This window comes from Lysinibacillus sp. NPDC093688 (assembly GCF_050280145.1).
Classification (GTDB): domain Bacteria; phylum Bacillota; class Bacilli; order Bacillales_A; family Planococcaceae; genus Lysinibacillus; species Lysinibacillus xylanilyticus_B.
On record NZ_JBNNUX010000019.1, the window covers coordinates 1 to 20,913 of the forward strand.

Here is a 20,913-nt window from a genome sequence, read left to right on the forward strand (position 1 = left end):
CGAAGGCTAAATGCGTCACGTCCTGTGACAATGCCTTCGTGACCAACATCATGTTGGCCTCAGGGTCTCGTCTGTCTCGCTTTCCCGCGGGAGTCAAGTAGCCCTTCACTACAATCTGCTAAAAATGGGCACTTATAAGCAAAATATCAACATAAAACCCTTTAATTGCTCAAAACAATGTTTTCTAATCAACATTTCTTCTCAAATTAATTCAGTTGCAATCTAAATAATTTGAGAAGATAAAAGTGGTTAATCAATACACCTGATCAATTATGCCTCGGTATAATTGCGTCCGGAATCGGCTTTGTGCTTTGGCCTGCAGATGTTTTTTGCGTGAAAGCGTAGCGGCAGCAAAAGGTTTTGTCTATACGAAAGCAAAGCGTCAGTAACAACATGATGCAGGTCAGTTAGCCGTTATCGCATGGATGTGAAGATTTTAGACTTACATCCTACTTGAACTCCTTTCCGATTCCGTGACATCTGCCAGAGGCTTTAACTTCTTTCAGCGGATGTTTCACAAATGATGTCTAATAATTTGACCCTTCAGCGGAATTTAGGGATGACATTTTGCTAAAACGTATGTCATGCAAATAAGTTGATTGGAGTGGAGGCTGGGCGACTCCTCGGGGATCAGCGTCACAGATGAGACCCTGCAGCGCAGCGAAGCGGCTCATCGGACGCCCCCAGGAAAGCGCCCAGCCGGAACGGAAATCAACCACACATTATGGTAATGAGTGTGAAGCTAATTCACCATTAAATTATAATAAATACGAAAGTACCAAGGATGCTTATATCGTTGGAAAGAGGAATTCATATGGCATTTGACGGCTTATTTACTTATTCAATGACAGCCGACCTACAACAATTAGTAACAGGTCGGATTACTAAAATACATCAACCAAACGCTCAGGAGGTTGTTCTACATATTCGTGCGAACGGAAGCAATCATAAATTACTTTTTTCGATTCATTCTTCTTACGCACGTGTTCACCTTACGGAGCATTCTATTGACAATCCAGCAGAACCCCCAATGTTTTGTATGCTGTTGAGAAAGCATATAGAGGGTGGTTTTATTTCTTCTATTAAACAGCACGATTTTGATCGTATTATAATAGTAGAAATCGAAAGTAAAAATGAAATTGGCGACCCGATTGTAAGAGAATTACATGCTGAAATTATGGGCCGTCACAGTAACCTATTATTAATAGATAAGGAGCAGGGAAAAATAGTCGACAGCTTAAAGCATTTGCCACCATCCGTAAATAGCTTCCGTACAGTTTTACCTGGTCAGCCTTATATCGCACCACCCGCACAAAATAAATGGCACCCTTTAGCAGTAACCGACGAACAGATTACACTGTTTTTCTCAGAACCAAAAACGGCTAAGGAAATTGTTTCGCAATTTACTGGTTTCTCTCCTATACATGCTGAGGAATTATTATTCCGATTAACAGACACAGATGATCATGTAAATTGCTTTAAAAATTTTATAGCTTCCTTTAATAATGGTGGAGCAAAGCCAATGTATGTAATCGCAAATAATAAAACTTACTTCTCGCCAATCGCTCTAACTCATTTACAAGGAGATGTAACGATTTATCCGAATGTCCATGAGCTACTTGACCGCGTATTCTTTGCTCGAGCTGAGCGTGATCGTGTCAAACAGCAAGCTGGTGATTTGGAACGATGGCTACAAAATGAAATTGACAAACTTATATTAAAAACTAAAAAGTTAAATAAAGACTACGAACGCGCATCAAAGCTAGACCAGTTCCAATTATATGGGGAGTTACTGATGGCGAGTATTTACGCGTTTGAAAAAGGTGTAAAGGAAGTAACTGTCACTAATTATTATAGCGAAACTGGAGATGAGGAAATCACCATTCCAGTGAGTGAACGTAAAACACCTATTGAAAATGCTCAAAGCTATTTCACCAAATACACAAAAGCAAAAAATGCCCTTATTATGGTGCAAGAACAGTTAGAAAAAACGAAGGAAGAAATAGCTTATTTTGAAATGCTTGCTCAGCAAGTACAGCAAGCTGCTCCTGGAGATATAGAAGAAATTCGCGAAGAATTAGCAGAACAAGGTTATTTGAAATTACGTCATGGAAGAAAAAAGAAAAAACAAACGAAACCAGAGCCTGAACGTTATGTCTCTTCTACAGGTGTAGCGATTTCTGTTGGGAAAAATAACAAACAGAATGACATACTTACATTTAAAATGGCTAAACGCGCAGATATCTGGCTGCATACGAAGGATATTCCTGGCTCACATGTTGTCATCCATACAAGCGAACCTGACGAAACAACATTACGAGAAGCTGCAACGCTTGCTGCTTATTTTTCAAAAGCAAGAGACTCTTCCTCTGTTCCAGTAGATTACACAGAAGTACGTCAAGTAAAAAAACCAAATGGTGCTAAACCTGGTTTTGTTATTTACTTTGAACAAAAGACTTTATACATCGATCCAGATGAAGCTGTCATTTTACAATTAAAAAAACAGTCTTAAAGGGTTGGAATACGATACAAATTGTATCGTGTTCCTTTTTTATGGCGATAACCACGTAATCCGTACTATACATCTATTAACTCCCCCTTTAACTTAATTGATTTTATAGCTATTGTTTCCTATTATAATAACGCTAAAAAAACTCGTGAATATTCCGAACTGTTTATTCCGAGCGTTATTGACTTCCTCCTCTCTTAATGGCTAAATTTAAATAAACTATAAATTGCATTTCAGAAAGGGCGTATTTCTATGTCTGTAGGCAAAAAATTAAGCTTTGGATTTATCACCATCATCCTGACCTTAATTATTTCATTGGTAATTATGTTTATTCAATTCTCAAATATTGAAAAGAAAGTAGAAAATGCACTAGAAAATCGTGTAGCTCTAGTAGAATTAGCTGATAATATTCAAACTGTGCGAGCAATGCAAGGTCTTTACATTCGGGCAATACTCATCGAAGACACAGCAGCTAATAAAGATAACTTTACAAAGTATGCTAAAATGCTAGATTCGCATGTAATTGAGATCATAGAAAAATCTGATTCATCCGAAATGGTGACTTATGCAAAAGATCTAAATACATATAACGAAGCTTTTAACAAAGCCGCTGAAGAAGCACTAGCACTTCATGATGGCGGAAAATTAGATGAAGCGATACAAAAAGTTAATGGCGATGTCCAACAAGCAAATACAGATTTGTTAGCAGTATCAGAGAAAATTGTAAGTTATCAAAAAAATCAACTTGATATTGTCACGAAAGAATCTAAAGAAGTAGTATCAAATTCACAAATAATCTCAATCATTGCTATCATCATTGGTGTAATACTTGGGATATCTTTGATGTTTTATGTACAGCGTACAATTTCACGACCTTTAAAATCCGTCGTTATGGCTGCCAATAATATCGCTAATGGTGAATTATATCATCAAGATATTTCCCATCAATCTAAAGATGAAATTGGACAGCTTTCTACAGCATTTAACGTAATGAAAAGTAGCTTACGAAGTTTATTAACACATATTCAAGGCAATGCGGAACATTTATCAGCTTCTGCTGAAGAACTATCCGCCTCTATCGAAGAGATTTCAGCTTCTGCAGATGAGATTACTGTACGAATTAACGGGACGGCAAATGCGGCATCTACTGCTACAATTGCTGCCAATGAAAGTGCCCATGCAATGGATGAAACAGCCGTAGGTGTACAGCGTATAGCAGAGGCTACTCAACAACTTCACCAAAGCGCAGTGTCAACAACTGAATTGGCGAATAACGGTAATAGTACAGTTGATGAAGCTCAACAACAAATGAACGTGATTTTTAATTCTACCCAAACGATTAACAATCTCGTTCAAAAATTAAGTAAGCAATCAGAAGAAATAGGCAATATCACTACAGTCATTACAGCCATCACAGATCAAACGAATTTATTAGCACTAAACGCTGCAATCGAAGCTGCACGTGCAGGTGAACACGGCAAAGGCTTCGCTGTCGTAGCTGATGAAGTTCGTAAGCTAGCAGAAGAATCAAAGCAATCAGCCAATCAAATTGTTACCTTAACACAAGAAATCCAAGAAGATACCCAAAATGTAGAAAAAGCTGTCGAAGATGGGCTACAATCTGTCACAGATGGTGTAAAAATCATTGGGGATGCTGGCAACTCTTTTGAAGCAATCGTAAAAGCGATCAATACGATGACAAATCAAATAGAAGACATTTCCGCTACTTCTGAAGAAATCTCTGCAAGTGCTGAACAAGTAGCAGCCTCTGTTGCAGAAATTGCTCATGGTGCTTCTTCTAGTGCAGCCAATACACAGATCATTGCCGAAGCTAGTGAAGAACAAGCAGCGACAATGCAACAAGTAAATCATGTTGCTACAGATTTAAGTGAAAAATCTTCGGACTTACAAACCCAAATCAATCAATTTAAACTTTAAACATTCAAGCAGAGAATTTCTTTATTCTCTGCTTGTTTTCGTCCCAGTCCTCATTTCTGAAAGCAAAAGCATGAATGTAACGAAACGACAGTAGTAGAAACTAATATCGTTTAGCACTATGATAAGCCCTTACTTACTTAAGAAATCGTCCATCTATAACTATAGTTTCTAATTACTTTACTGTTTTTTTTAGGAAAACCACCATTTAACAATTGAAATATGGTAAAATTGACCACATAAATAGATCAAGTAATTTTCTACTTACACATTTTTCAGTAACTATATGTAGGAGCTTTCCTCCTAAGCGAGACAAATGGACTTCTCCATAAAACAACATCATAGAATTATCTTAAATTAGGTATGTTTTTCATGTTCAATCCCCTATAAACATATAATTGATTCCATACAAAGCTTTATTTATACATTATTGAATATACAAGTAATGTGTAAATTATTTCAAAAAAACGTATTTCACTAAAATAACGTTCATCTATTCTTTAAGAAAGGCACATTTTGTCATACATATACTCTACTTTTTCTTTGTTCTCTCTTATACTGGATATTCTTAAATAAATACAAAACAAGTTTCTTATATATCATTAATAGATACAATTATTCATTCTTCGAGATTAAAATTTTACAAAAAACACCTTTCCAAGAATCAAAATTACTCGATTTTGCAACAATTCTCTACAAATCCACACAAACCTCTCATAACACCCCACGTGACTTTTGACTCATTTTTAAAATAACTATAATATTATCTAAACAATATGAATTTTCGGTATAGTAAGTAAGTTCCGTATTTTTGTTTTATTTTTGATATTCAGAACAAATAAATATCAAATTTTTATTATGAAAACGCTTTTATTCTTTAATGTGATGAATAGAAAAAATTTATCATCCTCTTAAATGTCAGATAATACTATATAAATTTGAATCTTTTTTATTTTGTACACAATGATTTTTTGGTATATTAAATAAGAGCTTCACAAAAGGCTTAAAATTGTATAAGGGGGATTCACATGATTAAAAACAAAAAGTTTTTATTATTAACTGTCCTTGCAGTCTTCTCACTAGTATTAGCTGCATGTGGCTTCGGCGGTGATTCGTCTGATAATTCTTCATCTTCAGACGACAAAAAGGATTCTAGTTCAAAATCAGCTAAAGAACTTAAATTAGCAATCACTTCAGAACCACCGTCTTTACATCCACAACTTGCAACAGATACTACATCTAGTGCAATCTTAATTAACGTTTTTGAAGGTCTGACTGTTTCAGACGCTGAAGGCAATACTACTCCAGGTATGGCTGAAAAATGGGACGTAAGTGAAGATAAAAAGACTTATACTTTCCACTTACGTGATGCAAAATGGTCAAATGGTGATGCAGTTGTAGCAGGTGACTTCGAATATTCTTGGAAATGGGCGTTAAATCCAGAAAATCTTTCTGAGTATGCTTCTATTTTCTACTCAATTAAAGGGGCTCAAGCATACAACGAAGGCAAGGGTTCTGTTGATGCTGTTGGTATCAAAGCTGAAGATGAAAAAACTTTAGTCGTAACTTTAGAAAATCCAACTCCATATTTCTTAGAATTAACAGGATTCAAAACTTATTTACCAGTTAACCAAAAAGTAACTGAAGCTAATAAAGAATGGTACGCAGACGCAGGTGAAAACTTCGTAACAAATGGTCCTTATAAATTAAGCGATTGGAAACATACTGAATCTATCGTTCTTGCAAAAAATGCAGATTATTGGGATGCATCAAATGTTGATGTTGATACTGTAAATATTGATATGGTTGAAAAAGAAGCAACTGTTGCTACTAAGTATAAAGGTAACGAGCTTGACTATATCGGTGCACCATTCCAAACAGTAGATCTTAACGTAATTGATGAGTTCAAAAAAGATAAAACTTTACGAATCAAAGACCAAGCATCTATTTATTGGTACAAATTCAATACAAAAGACAAAATTATGTCTAACGCAAATATCCGTAAAGCTCTTACTCTAGCAATCGATCGTCAAAAACTTATTGACAACGTAACTAAAGGTGAACAAAAACCGGCTACAGGTATGGTTCCTATCGCAGTTCCTAAGTTTGAAGATGACCGTGGTTACATCAAAGATAACGATGTTGATGGAGCAAAAGCTGCTCTTGAAGCTGGTATGAAAGAACTTGGCATTAAAGATGCTAAAGATATTAAAGTGAATATTTCATTTAACACTTCTGAAGCGCATGCTGCAATCGCTCAATATATTCAAGAAGAATGGAAAACAAAACTTGGTATTACATCTCAGTTAGATAATTCAGAATGGCAAGTTTATCTAGAAAAAATCAACACTGGTGACTACCAAGTAGCTCGTATGGGTTGGGTAGCTGACTATCTAGACGCATATACATTCCTTGAAATGTTCGATTCTGCTAAAAACGGTAATAACGATACTGGTTGGGAAAGCGCTGAATACAAAGGCTTCTTAGATAAAGCTATGGCTGAAGTAGATGAGGCTAAACGTATTGACTTCTTAAAACAAGCAGAAGCAGTTATTATGAAAGAACTTCCAGTTGCACCTATTTACTACTACACTAACTTGTCAGTAGTTAAAGATGGTATCGAAAACTTAAATCCAAATCCAACTGGTGATGTTCATCTTAAATATGTAAAGATGAAATAATACTTTCTTTTTAAGCTCTAAGCGGAGAGCTGCCTCGTGGCCACTTGGCGCGAGTCAGCTCTTTTTAAAATACGAAGGCACTAATTTGTCAGATAATTGACAAATTGAAGGAGGAGTTTTATGTGATTAAATATATTTTGAAAAGGCTGATGTATATACTTCTCGCGCTTTTCGTCATCGTAACGGCTACGTTTTTCCTATTGCGTCTTGCTCCTGGTAACCCATTTGCATCTGAACGTAATTTCCCTCCTCAAATAGAGGAAAAGTTAAACGAAACGTATGGATTAAATAACCCTTGGTATATTCAGTACAAAGATTATTTAATCGATGCGGCCACTTTTGATTTCGGTGAATCTATGAAATATAAAGCGCGTTCTACGAATGATATGATTGCAGAAGGCTTCCCGGTATCCTTAACTTTAGGAATTGAAGCTATGCTGCTAGCTATTGGATTTGGTGTATTAATCGGTGTAGTGGCAGCGCTTTATCATAATAAGTTCCCAGATTATTTGGCAACGACCTTTGCGGTGCTTGGAATTTCCGTTCCATCTTTCATTTTAGCTGGACTCATGCAGTATTTCCTTGCATACAAACTTCAGTTATTCCCGATTAGTGGATGGAAAGGCTTTAGTTATAGTATATTGCCAGCCTTAGCTATTGCATTATCACATATGGGCTTTATCGCTAAACTGACACGCTCAAGTATGCTTGAAGAAAACAATAGCGATTATGTAAAAATGGCTCGTGCAAAAGGTTTAGGTAAATGGACAGTCGTCTTCCGCCATACTTTACGTAACGCCCTTTTACCAGTCGTTACTTATTTAGGTCCATTAACAGCTGGTGTTGTTACAGGTAGCTTCATTGTAGAGCAAATTTTTGCGGTTCCTGGTTTAGGTAAACACTTTGTACAAAGTATTACGAACCGTGACTATACAGTTGTTATGGGCACAACGGTGTTCTTCGCAATCATTCTTTTATTTGCGGTACTCATCGTAGATATTTTATATAGCGTAATCGATCCGCGAATTAAGCTGAAAGGAGCGAAAAAGTAATGACACAGCAACAAATCGAAAAAGATAAGTTTAAAATTGTTGGCGGAAATCATGAAGCAACTGATCAATTAGCTGATAAATCTGTCTCCTTTTGGAAGGAAGTATTTCTTCGTTTTTCCCATAATAAAATGGCGATCTTCGGTTTAATCGCTTTAATAGCTATTATTTTAATGGCTACCTTTGTACCAATGTTTTCACAATACCACTATAGTGAGCAATTAGGTTCTTATAATGCCCCACCATCGGCAGAATTTTGGTTTGGTACAGATGATTTAGGCCGAGATATTTTCGTTCGAGTATGGGCTGGCGCTCGTATTTCTTTATTCATCGGGTTTGCTGCTGCCGTTATTGACTTGATCATTGGTGTATTATGGGGATGTATTTCTGGTTTAGCAGGCGGTCGTGTTGACAATATTATGATGCGTATTGCCGATGTTTTAACAGCTATACCTTATCTTTTAGTTGTAATCGTACTTTTAGTAGTATTACAACCAGGTATTGTACCAATGATTATCGCATTATCCATTACAGGTTGGATCAATATGGCTCGTATTGTTCGCGGTCAAGTCTTATCTATTAAAGGCCAAGAATATGTACTAGCTGCTCGTACATTAGGTGCACGCACAGGACATTTAATTTTAAAACATTTAGTACCAAATGCACTTGGTGCGATTTTAGTATCAATGACATTAACAGTGCCATCTGCTATTTTTACAGAGTCTTTCCTTAGTTATTTAGGGCTTGGAGTTCCTGCTCCACTTGCATCTTGGGGAACAATGGCTTCTGAAGGTAATGGTGCAATTACAAATGCTCCTTGGCGTTTAATATTCCCAGCATTGTTCATTTCACTAACAATCTTTGCGTTTAACGCCGTTGGTGACGGCTTACGTGATGCATTAGATCCAAAACTACGTAAATAAGGAGGTGGCCAAAAATGAATAAAACAATTCTGGAAGTAAAAGATTTAAAAATAAACTTTAAAACGTACGCAGGACTTGTACACGCTGTTCGTGGTGTAAACTTTGACTTAAAAGAAGGCGAAACACTCGCAATCGTTGGTGAATCCGGTTCTGGTAAAAGTGTAACGAGTAACGCATTAATGAAACTAATCCCACAGCCACCTGGTATTTATGAGTCAGGACAAATTTTATTTAATGGCCGTGATTTAGTGCCTTTAAGCGATAAAGAAATGTCAAAAATACGCGGAAATGAAATTGCAATGATTTTCCAAGATCCAATGACAAGCTTAAACCCGACAATGAAGGTCGGACGTCAAATAACTGAAGTTATTTTACAACATAAAAAAGTATCAAAAGCTGATGCTAAAAAACGTGCAATCGAACTTTTAACGCAGGTAGGTATCCCCTTCCCTGAAAAACGTTATAACCAATACCCGCATGAATTTTCAGGCGGTATGCGTCAACGTGTTGTTATTGCCATCGCACTTGCAGCTGATCCAAAGCTTCTAATTGCCGATGAACCAACAACAGCATTAGACGTTACAATCCAAGCGCAAATTTTAGAGCTAATGAAAGAAATCCAAAAAAATTCGAAAACATCTATCATTTTCATTACGCACGATTTAGGTGTCGTTGCAAATATTGCCGACCGAGTTGCAGTTATGTATGCAGGTCAAATCGTCGAATACGGTACTGTTAATGATATTTTCTATAATCCTAAGCATCCATATACATGGGGTCTGCTCGGTTCAATGCCAGACTTAGATAACGATACTGATGAGCTATTACGCACGATTCCTGGTTCACCACCAGATCTTACGAACCCTCCAAAGGGCGATGCGTTTGCCGCTCGTAACGAATTTGCAATGGCTATTGACTATGAGCAAGAACCACCGATGTTCCAAGTAAGTGAAACACACTTTGCAAAAACTTGGTTGATGCATCCTGACGCACCAAAAATCCCGCTTCCAGATGCGGTTGCTAAACGTATTGAAGGATATTTAGCAAAGGAGGCACAATCAGATGACTAAATTGGGCACAAAAAAAATTCTAGAAATTAAAAATTTAAAGCAGCATTTCGGTTCAGCAGGTAACCCTATTAAAGCTGTCGATGGTATTAGCTTCGATGTATACGAAGGTGAGACACTTGGTCTTGTTGGAGAATCAGGCTGTGGTAAATCGACAACTGGTCGTTCCATTATCCGCCTGTACGACATTACAGATGGTGAAATTATTTTCGATGGTGAGAACGTCCATGGGAAAAAATCTAAAAATGACTTAAAGAAATTTAATCGTCAAATGCAAATGATTTTCCAAGATCCATACGCTTCATTAAATCCGCGTATGACAGCTGGAGAAATCATTAGTGAAGGCTTTACGATTCACGGTCTTTACAAAGATAAAAAAGAGCGTCGTGAAAAAGTTAATCAACTGTTAGAGGCTGTTGGTTTAAACAAAGAGCACGCAAACCGTTATGCACACGAATTCTCTGGTGGTCAACGTCAACGTATTGGTATTGCGCGTGCACTAAGCTTAGATCCGAAGTTTATTATCGCCGATGAACCGATTTCAGCACTTGACGTATCGATTCAAGCGCAAGTTGTTAACTTATTAAAACAAATACAAAAAGAACGTGGCCTAACGTATCTTTTCATTGCCCATGACTTATCAATGGTTAAATATATCAGTGACCGTATCGCTGTTATGTACCGTGGTAAAATCTTGGAAATCGGTAAAGCAGATGATATTTACAATCACCCTGTTCATCCGTATACCAAATCATTATTATCTGCTATTCCACTTCCTGACCCAATGTCAGAAAAACGCCGTCAACGTATTCCGTACAAGCATACGGAAGTTGACGATAGCGCATCTTACCATGAAGTTGGCGAGCAGCATTACGTTTATGGTACTGCCGACCTTGTGAAATCTTGGGTTACGAATCGATAATAACTTATAAATCCATCCATTGGAGATTTTCAGTGGGTGGATTTTTTTGTCTATGACACGGGGCTGTTTTACAAAAGATATAAATATGTAACCCACCTGCCATATTTTTACCTTTATTTTAGTTTATGAAAAACAGTCTTTCTCATATAAAGAAAGACTGTTCCTTCCATTCAATTATTTCAATGGTGCATCTGCTGTTAATTCAATTTCTTGCAGCTCTGTAGAATTTCCATACTCAACATTATAATTTTTTACACGCTTATTCACTGGAATAACTTCAGTCCGGAAGAATGTTGGGAATACCATCGCTTGTTCACTCATATATTCTTGCCAAGCACGGAATGCTTTTGTACGTTTTTCTAAATCCATCGAATCTTTAGAGTCGATATCGTTTAATAATTTTGTTAAATCGGCAGATACGAAACGGCTAAAGTTAAATTCAGCATCGTCACTATATAAACCTGCTGGAGATGGGTTTGTCCCTGTGCCCCATGCTGCCATAAACATATCGATTTCTGGATCATCTGCTCGGACTTTATCATAGAAAGCATTAAATTCGATTGGACGACCTGTTGTTAATTGCACATCTAAGCCAACCTCTTTCCAGTTTTGAATGAAATATTCACCAATCGCCTCGTCCGTTTCAGAACCAGCCTTTGTAGCTACACGAATTGTGAATTTTTTACCATCTTTATCCTCACGAATACCATCGCCATCTACATCTTTAAAGCCAGCTTTATCTAATAATTGTTTAGCCTTTTCAGGGTCATAATGGTAGCCCTCTAAAGTTTCATCATAGAATGAAAATACTGGTGGAATTAAAGAGTTCGCACGCTCACGTAAACCTTGATAGAACTTCTCTGCAACACCCTCAATATCCATTGCATAAGCAATTGCTTGTCGTAACTCTACATTGTTCATTTTTGAATTTTCATCAAAAATGTTAACTTTGTTTTCTTTATCATATTTCCCTAATTTAAAGCCGACATAATCATAAGCTAGTTCCGCTCGACCTAGTACAGCCAAATTGTTTAAATCTTTAATATTATCATATTGGGTTGTGTCGAAACTTGATGCAAGATCATATTTCCCCGTTCGTAATGCTTCACTAATTGAAGCTGGTGGTACAACCTCAAGCACAACTTTATCAATTTTTGGCTTTCCTTTAAAGTAATGCTCATTTGCTACAAATTGTACAGACTCACCATTAACAATTTTATCTATTTTAAATGGTCCAAGCGTTACAGGGTTTTTTCGTACCGCGTCGGAAGAAATTAAATCTTTTACTGGAATAGATTCTAATTGATGCTTCGGTTCCGCAGATCCCCATAAACCATCACCACCATAATAAATGGCAGGGGATACTTCCTTTAATTGAATTTGAATTGCTTTATCGTTCACTTTTGTAATACCTGAAATTGTATCTGCTTTACCATTATGATATTCTTCTGCACCGACAATATTTTTGAAATCACCATCATAACGTACTCCAGGATAATCTGGATGTCCGATAATTAAATATGGGTACATTAAATCATCTGCAGTTAATGGTGTACCATCAGACCATTTATAATCCCCTTGAATGGTTACTGCTGCTGTTTTCGCTTCCGTATCAACCTCTAATTTTGCAGCACCTTCATCATTAATTATAAAGTCGCCATCTACATTAAAAATAGAGTTAGTCATATAGCCCATAATTTCTGAATCATATCCATCTTCATAAAGTTCCCTGTTAAAAATCCCTTGGAATGGAGAACTTGTTACAAGACCTACTCGCAATGTACCGCCCTGAATCGCCTCTCCTTCATTTGTCACTTCTGTTGGTAGTAAACTTTCCGTTTCTTTAGTTGTTTCTTTTTCTTCTGTTTTCTCTTTGCTATCAGATTTTGAGCCTTTATCAGTCCCACCGCCGCCCGTACAGGCTGCTAAAATAAGCATAAATGCAAACAGCACGGACAAGAATAACCAATTCTTCTTCATGTGTAAATCCTCCCTTTTATCCTAATCGTTGTTTTGCGTCAGCCGCACGTCGTAGCGCTTGTCCGACATAATTTATACCAAGCATCAATATTAAAATTAATAATGATGCGGGCAACCATATCCACCACTTAGTAGATAATACAATTGGATTCGTTGCATAGCTTACGAGAGTCCCTAAGCTAGGTGTAGTTGGGGGTAAACCAAAGCCTAAAAATGATAGACCTGTTTCAATACCAACATTCCCTGCAAAATTCAAGGTTAATTCTACAATAAGCAACGAGCTCAAATTTGGTAATATCCCCTTAAACATAATGGCAAAATCGCTAGTGCCCATTGTTTTAGAGGCATTCACATAATCACGGCGTCCTTCTGATAAGGCTTTACTACGGATTAAACGTGCTGTCCCTATCCATTGAAAGGCACTTAATATCAGAATCAATTCAACAACACCATATTTAGGAATAATTGTAACTAGCACGATGATAATCATTAAGGTTGGTAATGTCATGAGAAAGTCGATGATACGCATAAAAAAATTATCAATAAAGCCGCCATAATAGCCCATTATAATACCGAGTGCAATCCCGATTGTATTGGCGATAAGCGTAATAGCTATTGCAATTAAAATGGAATTTTTCGCGCCGATTATAAGCTGTCCAAACATATCACGCCCAGCTTCATCAGCCCCAAGAACATAACCATTTACAGCCGGCTTTGTAAAACGCTCTAACAATTTAATTTTTAAAATTTCATCTTGGTTCATAAACATTGCCATAATTAATATCACAATAATCAGTAAAATTATGGCGAAGAATGAAAATAACGCTAGCTTATCTTTTCGAAATTCACGTATGATAACTTGTATCCCTGTTGGCGGGGTACTTTCAACTGTCATTTTGTCATTTTTTTGTTCCATTTTTATTCACCTCTCCTTAAACATTAAATTTAACGGTTAGTCTATGCGGATACGTGGATCAACAATGCTCATAATAATATCTGACAGTAGACTACCTAATAATGCTAAGAAGCCATAAAGCATAACGAGAGCTGTAATTACACTATAATCGCGACTCGTTATCGAATGGATGAATAATTGTCCCATGCCTGGGAAGCCAAAAATTGTTTCTATGAAAATCGAACCACCCAATAAACCTGTAATTGTAAAACCAAGGAAGGCTGCAATGGGCAATAAGGAATTGCGAAAAATATGTCTTCTATAGATTCTTTTCATCGGTACACCTTTACTACGTGCTGTTTTAACGTAATCCTGTGTCTTAGCATCGATAATTTCCGAACGCAAATATTGAATAATCGTCGTTGTACCTAAAATTGCATATGTCATTGCAGGTAAAATTAAATGATAGAGTCGATTCCAGTAATATTCAAGCGTTCCTGGTTCTACACCTACATCAACTGTTCCACTCGTCGGGAACCACATAAAACGATAACCAAAAATATATAAGAAAATTAACCCCAAGACAAAAGTGGGTATCGCGTAGCTTATAAAGCTATATAGTGTAATCGACTTATCGAGCAAAGTATCTTGCTTGCGACCAGCAATCATTCCTAATGGAATGGCAATCGCATAAACTAGAATCGCACTTAGTAGAGCGAGCCAAAATGTATTTAATGCGCGCTCACCAATCAGTGTGGACACCGCAATTTTATATGTATAGCTTTGTCCAAAATCACCTTGAAAAGCATTTGTGATCCAATGATAGTATTGCACATACCAAGGGTCGTAATAGCCTGCCTGAATTCTCAATTCTTCGATACGTGTAGGATCTGTTTCTGGTGTAATCAGCCCTGTAAATGGGTCACCTGGCATTTGCTTCGCCAAAATAAAGATAATTAGGCTTAGCACAAACATTTGAGGAATCATTAAAATTGTTCGTCTAGTAATCGTTTTCCACATTTTATATACCCCCTGACATTGCAACCATATGTGTTTCTGAAATGGATTTTAGCGGGTATACTTTTCCATGCTCATCATAATATTGCTGTTGCACATTCTGATAGTTCTCTTCTTCTTTTTGTCGAATTAATTTACGCTCCAAGCGTGTCTCTGGCGCAATATTTGGAATGGCAGACAAGAGACGTTTTGTGTAAATATGTTGCGGATCCATATAGATATCACTTCTCGTACCTGTTTCCACGAAGCGTCCTTTATACATAATGGATATATGATCGCACATATGTTTTACAACACCTAGATCATGTGAAATAAATAAATAAGTAAGTTCATACTCATTTTGAATATCTTTCATAAAGTTTAGCACCTGTGCTTGAACGGATAAATCCAGTGCAGATACAGGTTCATCAGCAATAATCATTTTCGGATTACAAGCAACAGCTCGCGCTATTCCAAGACGTTGCTTTTGACCACCAGAAAATTCATGCGGATACTTTAACAATACATCTTCGGACATACCTACAATTGCAAGTAACTCTTTAATGCGCTTACGTTCCTCTTTATCACTAAGCTTCATAAAATTTCGAATAGGCTCTGCTAAAATGTCTAATACACGTTTTCTAGGATTCATACTTGAATGAGAATCTTGGAAAATCATTTGAATATCTTTGTTATAAGCTGAATCACGATTTCTGCGCTTGTTTGTAACATTCTCACCTTCATAGAGAATTTGACCCGAGGTGATTTTTTCTAGACCTATAATGGCCTTCCCTGTTGTCGATTTTCCAGAACCTGATTCTCCTACTAAACCATATGTTTTTCCTTTTTCAAATTCCATTGTGACACCATCAACCGCATATACCTTATCGATTACTGTATTAAAAAAGCCCCCTCGAATTGGGTAATGAACGTTTAGATCATTAATTTGCATAAAGCTCATACAGCCCCGCCTCCTTCTTCACCTTCTAAATGAAAGTGTTTCCAGCAGGTACATCTAACAAAATGACCTGGTGCAATTTCATGTAATTGTGGTTTTCTTTCATGTGCAGATGTATCAATCCACGGTATTCGTGCTGAAAATCGGCAACCTTCCCGAGGTAAATTCACCAGCGATGGCACCATACCTTGAATAACTTCAAGTCTTTCATTTTCACTATGTGTTTGTGGAATAGAATTCAATAATGAACGAGTGTAAGGATGTTTAGCATTCGTAAATAATTCTTGAACAGGTGCTTCTTCTACTACCTCACCCGCATACATTACCGCAACTCGATCAGCCATTTCTGCCACAACGCCTAAATCATGTGTAATTAAGATAATACCTGTTTCGGTTTCTGACTGTAGTGCTTTTAATAGATCAAGTATTTGAGCTTGAATCGTCACATCTAGAGCCGTTGTCGGTTCATCTGCAATTAAAATAGATGGTTTACACGACAATGCAATGGCAATCATGACACGTTGACGCATTCCTCCAGACAATTGATGAGGGAATTGTCTTGCCACACGTTCCGGATTAGAAATACCTACCTGATTCAATAATTCTATTACTCTCTTCTCGCGCTGTTGCTTTGAGAGTTTTGAATGATACATGAGCCCTTCTGCAATTTGTTCTCCAATCCTCATTAACGGATTGAGAGCTGAAAGGGGGTCTTGAAAAATAAAACCTATATCATTACCGCGTAATCTATTAAATTTCTGTTCATTTAGTTGCGTTAAATTTTGATTATTGTAAAGAATATCACCTGTAACCTTTGTGTTAATTTCATTGTGCAAGCCTACAATAGTAGTTGCTAATGTACTTTTACCACAACCAGATTCCCCAACGATTGCTAATACTTCATTCTTTTTAAGCGAAAGTGAGACATCCTCTACAGCAGCGTGGTAAGTCTCTTTAATACGGAAACTTGTAGTGAGATTTCTAATTGTTAATAGGTCAATTGCTGTATTCAAACAATCTCCCCTTTCTTAATACTAAAATTACGCTAATGTTTCAGATTGTTTATCCTTCCGTTCAACTGACTGCATAGCCACCATTGCTCCTCGAATCAACAATGCAAATTCACGCTTTTGTTGAGGTGTCAACATTTTTAAATAAGCATCTAACTGTTTAACAGCTTCTATTTCTTCTACTGTAAGGATTCGATCACTCATTTCACTCATCCCTTTCAAATTCGATTGACGTTGCTACCGTCGTATAAGCTTTAAACTTGAATAAGTTTTTGTCTTATCACCTCATTGGGTTGAATATATATTCTATTGAGTTAAAAGTCAATGTGTTTCAATTAAAAAATATTGCAATGAGTTAAAAAGTAATATACGATAACTGTAAGAAAGGGGAAATATTTTTGAATGAGCGCTTAAAGTCACTAAGAAAGAGTCTTGGTTTAAATCAAAAAGAAATGGGCCACAGACTGAAACTTTCACAAACGCACATTTCTTCTTTAGAAAACGGGGCTAGAGAGATAACGGATAGAATAATTTCTGATATTTGTCGAGTATTCAATGTAAACAAAAATTGGCTACACACTGGCGAAGGCGATATATTTGTCCAATCCGCTACTTTTTCCTTAGATGAATACGCACAAAAAAACCAGCTCTCTGAATTAGAACTGGATATCATTAAGAGTTATATGGATTTAAATAAAGAAGTGCGTCAAAGCATTCTTAACACCGCACAACAGATTTTCGGAAGACATGCAGAGACTACAGCTACTGAAATTGAGGTAGAAATAGCAAATTATCGTTCGGAAGTAGAGGCTGAGAAAAAAACAAGAACGTTATCAGCTTCACAAAGGCGCGAAACCAGTTAAGAAAGTTCAAATATTGGTGATAAAAAAGGTTTTGAATGGTTAATGAATGATGATTTCAGATTGTTACAGCTATTTAATCAGTTATCCGAGAGCGATAAAAAATCAGTATTTGACTTCATGGGCTTAACGACATTCGAACAAATCATTTACATCAGTGTTCTAATGAGATTGTGAAAACTCAGCCATCTCGTATTGTAATGAAACATTTAAATGTAAATTATATATCTGCTCTTGTGGATGAAAGCTGGATAGAGATTTGAGCGCAAGCATTAACTTAGCAAATTATTCAATCTAAGGATTTAACTGAAACTAAACCTTAGATGTGTACACAACGATACTGCGGAATTTAAGCCTTTGAGAGTCCTACTAAATGGCAGTAGCTTTGGCGAAACCAGGCTCGGAGAATAAGGAAACACAAAAACGAAAGTCAAAAGATATAAGTTGTGTCACAGTAGAGACGTCTATATTTTTTTTAGAAATGCATATGTTTTTCGAATCGGGTAATTAGCTAACAGCCAGACATCAAATCAAAATTTAAGTGAAGAAAATGACCAGCTATCTGAAGAAAAGCTACGTAAATCATTAGAAGGATATGATTTTTCTTTTTATAAGAAATAGTCTAAAAGCAGAACAGAAAAGAATAATTAGAATGAGAAAGGAGTGAACAGCGTGAAAACGTTACCTAGGGAGTACTTAGACGATATTCTTGTGCGATTGGCTCACCATTCGTCTGCGTTAGAGGGCAATACGATTACATTGTCAGAAACTATTTCGATTATTTTACACAATCAAGTATCTAGTAGTCGCAGTATTGATTTGAGAGAAATTTATGAAATCAAAAATCATGAACAAGCCTTCCATTATTTATTAGAAGAGCTTTCAAAGGATGCTCCGCTTCATTTGCATACGGTCAAGGAAATTCATTCTTTGCTGATGGATCGCCTGCAGTACGACCGAGGCCAATTCAAATCCGTAGACAACGCTATTCTAGGAGCAGACTTTTTAACGGCTAGCGTACAGGAAACTCCTCTGCTTATGCAACAGTGGGTGGACAATTTGAATTATCGTTTAGAGGCAGCTTCTACTGAACAAGAAAAAATAGTTAGTATCGCAGAATCTCATATCGCATTTGAGCGTATTCACCCTTTTGCAGATGGTAATGGGCGTACTGGACGTTTGTTACTGAATTATTCCTTGCTCCAGCATGGGTTTGACCCACTCATCATTAACAGTAAAGACAAAGGGATCTATCTACATTTCCTCGCAGAACAAGATGCCACTGGCTTCGGTCAATTCATTGAAACGACTTTGGCAGAAGAACAACAACGTCTGCAACGCTTTGCGAATAAAGAACAGCAACAAATATCTCCAGATTCACTAGATTAAGATGTTGATTAATTTGCAAATTAATTTATAAAAAGCAGGCTCATTTGTCTTGCTCTTTTCTTATGAAAGTAACCTGCAGGCGAGCGTCGAGCCGCTTCCTCCGCTGATGTTGTTGCTGTCGCTTCGCTTTCGCACAGATAAAACATGTTGCTGTCGCTTCCTTTCCGCACAGATAAACCATTTGCTGCCGCTACGTTAGTACTACGCTTTCGCACAGAAAACATTCGCTCCGTGCAGGGTCTCGTCTGTCTCGCTTTCCCGCGGGAGTTGAGTAGCCCATAGCTGTCAACTTAAGAATATGTGTACTTTTTTTAAAAATAGGTATATAAGTACCAACTTTTTTTGAAAGGAGTATTTTTTGACGACACATGTACAATTACTCCGAAAGTTATTTGAATTCATTCGTTCTGAAAGAGTGGATGAAATTGCAAAAGAAACTGGTTTTATCAACAGGAATCGTCTTATGAAAGCTAGTGATTTTCTTTCTATACTTTTTCATGTTCCTGGTGATTTAGCAAGTTGTTCAATTCAAGATCTATGTACAAAATTACTAACAGAACAAGATATTTTGATTAGTCGTGCAGCTGTTGATAAAAAATGAAGCCATTGCTTTTTTACAGCGGCTCATTCAAAAGTTTTTACTCGAACAACAATAGCTTCAGCTCGCACCGCTCTCTAGCAAAATTTATATAACTTTATCATCTACCCCCACCTAAAAACATAAATATTCATGTAAATAAAAATTAGACACCTTTAAAAGTAAGAGCTACTTACTTTTAAAGGTGTCTAATTATCTTTAATAACAAATTCTAAGTTTAACCAATTACCTTCTTGATTTTGGATTTAATGCATCTTTTAATCCTTCTCCAATGAAGTTAATCGACAAAATTACTAGTGAAATGGCTGCTGCAGGTGGTACCCACATCCACAGCTTTCCTTTTAGTACCTCTGAGTTTCTAGCCTCAAATAACATATTGCCCCAGCTCGGAGTATCAGCTGGTACACCAAATCCTAAAAAGCTTAAACTGGATTCAGCAACAATGGTTACGGCCATTAATAATGTTGCTTGTACAATAATCGTCGAGGCAACGTTTGGCAATAAGTGCTTAATGATTATTTTCGAAGGTTTACACCCAATGGATTGTGCTGCTAAAATATATTCATTTTCCTTTTCAGCTAGCACTCTACTACGCACTATCCTTGCAACACTTCCCCAGCTTAAAAGCGAAATGACAATTATTAATGTCCATAAACCAGATACTTTTCCTGAAAGAATCGTATTTAAAACAATGACAAATACTAAAAATGGAAACATTAATACGAAGTCAGTAAATCGCATTAACATTTGATCTATTTTGCCCCCAAAATACCCTGAAATCGCACCTACCATAGTTCCGATTATAACAATAAACATCATACAGCCTAATCCAACTATTAAAGAGGATCTTCCCGCGTAGAGCATTCTAGTAAAAACATCACGTCCATTCGAATCCGTTCCTAACCAATGCTCACTTGATGGAGGCAAACCAATTTTCATAAAATCGACACGTACAATATCTTTTGTTGTAATATATGGAGCTAAAAACGATAGAATGATAACTATTAGTAAAAAGATAAGACTAATCATCGCTAATTTATTTTTAAAGAACTTCCGTCTCGCTATCACCCATGGCGAGGGGCTTTTTTTCGGTGTTTTTGGAGTTAAAACTTCTTGATTCGTTACCAATGTCATAATACCC

17 protein-coding genes are annotated in these 20,913 nt (G+C 36.8%); 10 read left to right on the plus strand and 7 right to left on the minus strand.

Annotation, left to right across the window (positions count from 1 at the left end; translation table 11 throughout):
• Positions 1 to 814: 814 nt before the first annotated feature.
• The 7 genes from ACQKN2_RS15270 to ACQKN2_RS15300 all read left to right on the plus strand — a co-directional run bounded on the left by ACQKN2_RS15270 (position 815) and on the right by ACQKN2_RS15300 (position 11,086).
• A complete protein-coding gene (locus ACQKN2_RS15270; protein WP_427415702.1) occupies positions 815 to 2,512 on the plus strand; it encodes an Rqc2 family fibronectin-binding protein in 1,698 nt (565 codons plus the stop codon).
• Between the two features lie 249 nt (positions 2,513 to 2,761).
• A complete protein-coding gene (locus ACQKN2_RS15275) occupies positions 2,762 to 4,447 on the plus strand; it encodes a methyl-accepting chemotaxis protein (protein ID WP_427415703.1) in 1,686 nt (561 codons plus the stop codon).
• Positions 4,448 to 5,472: 1,025 nt separating this feature from the next.
• Positions 5,473 to 7,125: a peptide ABC transporter substrate-binding protein gene (locus ACQKN2_RS15280; RefSeq protein WP_427415704.1), complete on the plus strand. Its 1,653-nt coding sequence runs from the start codon at positions 5,473 to 5,475 to the stop codon at positions 7,123 to 7,125.
• A gap of 122 nt (positions 7,126 to 7,247) precedes the next feature.
• Positions 7,248 to 8,177 carry an ABC transporter permease gene (locus tag ACQKN2_RS15285; protein WP_427415705.1) on the plus strand — a complete coding sequence of 310 codons (930 nt, stop codon included), beginning with the start codon at positions 7,248 to 7,250 and terminating at the stop codon, positions 8,175 to 8,177.
• The gene (locus ACQKN2_RS15290) at positions 8,177 to 9,097 is read left to right on the plus strand and encodes an ABC transporter permease (protein ID WP_427415706.1); all 921 of its coding nucleotides are present in this window, start codon (positions 8,177 to 8,179) and stop codon (positions 9,095 to 9,097) included. Before ACQKN2_RS15285 ends, ACQKN2_RS15290 begins: the two co-directional genes overlap by 1 nt.
• Before the next feature lie 14 nt (positions 9,098 to 9,111).
• A complete protein-coding gene (locus tag ACQKN2_RS15295) occupies positions 9,112 to 10,167 on the plus strand; it encodes an ABC transporter ATP-binding protein (protein ID WP_427415707.1) in 1,056 nt (351 codons plus the stop codon).
• The gene (locus ACQKN2_RS15300) at positions 10,160 to 11,086 is read left to right on the plus strand and encodes an ABC transporter ATP-binding protein (protein ID WP_427415708.1); all 927 of its coding nucleotides are present in this window, start codon (positions 10,160 to 10,162) and stop codon (positions 11,084 to 11,086) included. Before ACQKN2_RS15295 ends, ACQKN2_RS15300 begins: the two co-directional genes overlap by 8 nt.
• Before the next feature lie 174 nt (positions 11,087 to 11,260).
• Here the strand turns inward: ACQKN2_RS15300 and ACQKN2_RS15305 are convergent, their stop codons facing one another.
• From ACQKN2_RS15305 to ACQKN2_RS15330, 6 genes are read right to left on the minus strand one after another with little or no spacing between them, the layout of a single operon-like run.
• Complete coding sequence (locus tag ACQKN2_RS15305) at positions 11,261 to 13,066, minus strand: oligopeptide ABC transporter substrate-binding protein (RefSeq protein WP_427415709.1); 1,806 nt, start codon at positions 13,064 to 13,066, stop codon at positions 11,261 to 11,263.
• 16 nt (positions 13,067 to 13,082) lie between these two features.
• Positions 13,083 to 13,982: an ABC transporter permease gene (locus tag ACQKN2_RS15310; RefSeq protein WP_427415710.1), complete on the minus strand. Its 900-nt coding sequence runs from the start codon at positions 13,980 to 13,982 to the stop codon at positions 13,083 to 13,085.
• 36 nt (positions 13,983 to 14,018) lie between these two features.
• Complete coding sequence (gene opp4B, locus ACQKN2_RS15315; RefSeq protein WP_427415711.1) at positions 14,019 to 14,981, minus strand: oligopeptide ABC transporter permease; 963 nt, start codon at positions 14,979 to 14,981, stop codon at positions 14,019 to 14,021.
• A gap of 1 nt (position 14,982) precedes the next feature.
• Complete coding sequence (locus ACQKN2_RS15320) at positions 14,983 to 15,918, minus strand: ATP-binding cassette domain-containing protein (RefSeq protein WP_427415712.1); 936 nt, start codon at positions 15,916 to 15,918, stop codon at positions 14,983 to 14,985.
• Positions 15,915 to 16,928, minus strand: a complete 1,014-nt coding sequence (locus ACQKN2_RS15325) for an ABC transporter ATP-binding protein (protein WP_427415713.1) — start codon at positions 16,926 to 16,928, stop codon at positions 15,915 to 15,917. The genes ACQKN2_RS15320 and ACQKN2_RS15325 overlap by 4 nt, the downstream gene beginning before the upstream one ends.
• 27 nt (positions 16,929 to 16,955) lie before the next feature.
• Complete coding sequence (locus tag ACQKN2_RS15330) at positions 16,956 to 17,129, minus strand: hypothetical protein (protein ID WP_427415714.1); 174 nt, start codon at positions 17,127 to 17,129, stop codon at positions 16,956 to 16,958.
• Between the two features lie 194 nt (positions 17,130 to 17,323).
• Between ACQKN2_RS15330 and ACQKN2_RS15335 the strand changes: the two genes are divergently transcribed.
• The 3 genes from ACQKN2_RS15335 (at position 17,324) to ACQKN2_RS15345 (ending at position 19,775) form a co-directional block, all read left to right on the plus strand.
• On the plus strand, positions 17,324 to 17,788 hold the full coding sequence (locus ACQKN2_RS15335; protein WP_427415715.1) for a helix-turn-helix domain-containing protein: 465 nt from the start codon (positions 17,324 to 17,326) through the stop codon (positions 17,786 to 17,788).
• 669 nt (positions 17,789 to 18,457) lie between these two features.
• Positions 18,458 to 19,174: a Fic family protein gene (locus ACQKN2_RS15340; protein WP_427415716.1), complete on the plus strand. Its 717-nt coding sequence runs from the start codon at positions 18,458 to 18,460 to the stop codon at positions 19,172 to 19,174.
• Positions 19,175 to 19,532: 358 nt separating this feature from the next.
• A complete protein-coding gene (locus ACQKN2_RS15345) occupies positions 19,533 to 19,775 on the plus strand; it encodes a hypothetical protein (RefSeq protein ID WP_427415717.1) in 243 nt (80 codons plus the stop codon).
• A 222-nt stretch (positions 19,776 to 19,997) separates the two neighbouring features.
• Here ACQKN2_RS15345 and opp4C read toward each other — a convergent pair whose 3' ends face one another.
• A complete protein-coding gene (opp4C, locus tag ACQKN2_RS15350) occupies positions 19,998 to 20,906 on the minus strand; it encodes an oligopeptide ABC transporter permease (protein WP_427415718.1) in 909 nt (302 codons plus the stop codon).
• Positions 20,907 to 20,913 lie beyond the last annotated feature (7 nt).

What these genes read in the sequence shown, in the direction of transcription:
- ACQKN2_RS15270 (WP_427415702.1), top strand. Translation starts at nt 815, where the DNA reads ATGGCATTTGACGGCTTATTTACTTATTCAATGACAGCCGACCTACAA.
- ACQKN2_RS15275 (WP_427415703.1), top strand. Translation starts at nt 2,762, where the DNA reads ATGTCTGTAGGCAAAAAATTAAGCTTTGGATTTATCACCATCATCCTG.
- ACQKN2_RS15280 (WP_427415704.1), top strand. Translation starts at nt 5,473, where the DNA reads ATGATTAAAAACAAAAAGTTTTTATTATTAACTGTCCTTGCAGTCTTC.
- ACQKN2_RS15290 (WP_427415706.1), top strand. Translation starts at nt 8,177, where the DNA reads ATGACACAGCAACAAATCGAAAAAGATAAGTTTAAAATTGTTGGCGGA.
- ACQKN2_RS15295 (WP_427415707.1), top strand. Translation starts at nt 9,112, where the DNA reads ATGAATAAAACAATTCTGGAAGTAAAAGATTTAAAAATAAACTTTAAA.
- ACQKN2_RS15300 (WP_427415708.1), top strand. Translation starts at nt 10,160, where the DNA reads ATGACTAAATTGGGCACAAAAAAAATTCTAGAAATTAAAAATTTAAAG.
- ACQKN2_RS15305 (WP_427415709.1), bottom strand. Translation starts at nt 13,066, where the DNA reads ATGAAGAAGAATTGGTTATTCTTGTCCGTGCTGTTTGCATTTATGCTT.
- ACQKN2_RS15310 (WP_427415710.1), bottom strand. Translation starts at nt 13,982, where the DNA reads ATGGAACAAAAAAATGACAAAATGACAGTTGAAAGTACCCCGCCAACA.
- opp4B (WP_427415711.1), bottom strand. Translation starts at nt 14,981, where the DNA reads ATGTGGAAAACGATTACTAGACGAACAATTTTAATGATTCCTCAAATG.
- ACQKN2_RS15320 (WP_427415712.1), bottom strand. Translation starts at nt 15,918, where the DNA reads ATGAGCTTTATGCAAATTAATGATCTAAACGTTCATTACCCAATTCGA.
- ACQKN2_RS15330 (WP_427415714.1), bottom strand. Translation starts at nt 17,129, where the DNA reads ATGAGTGATCGAATCCTTACAGTAGAAGAAATAGAAGCTGTTAAACAG.
- opp4C (WP_427415718.1), bottom strand. Translation starts at nt 20,906, where the DNA reads ATGACATTGGTAACGAATCAAGAAGTTTTAACTCCAAAAACACCGAAA.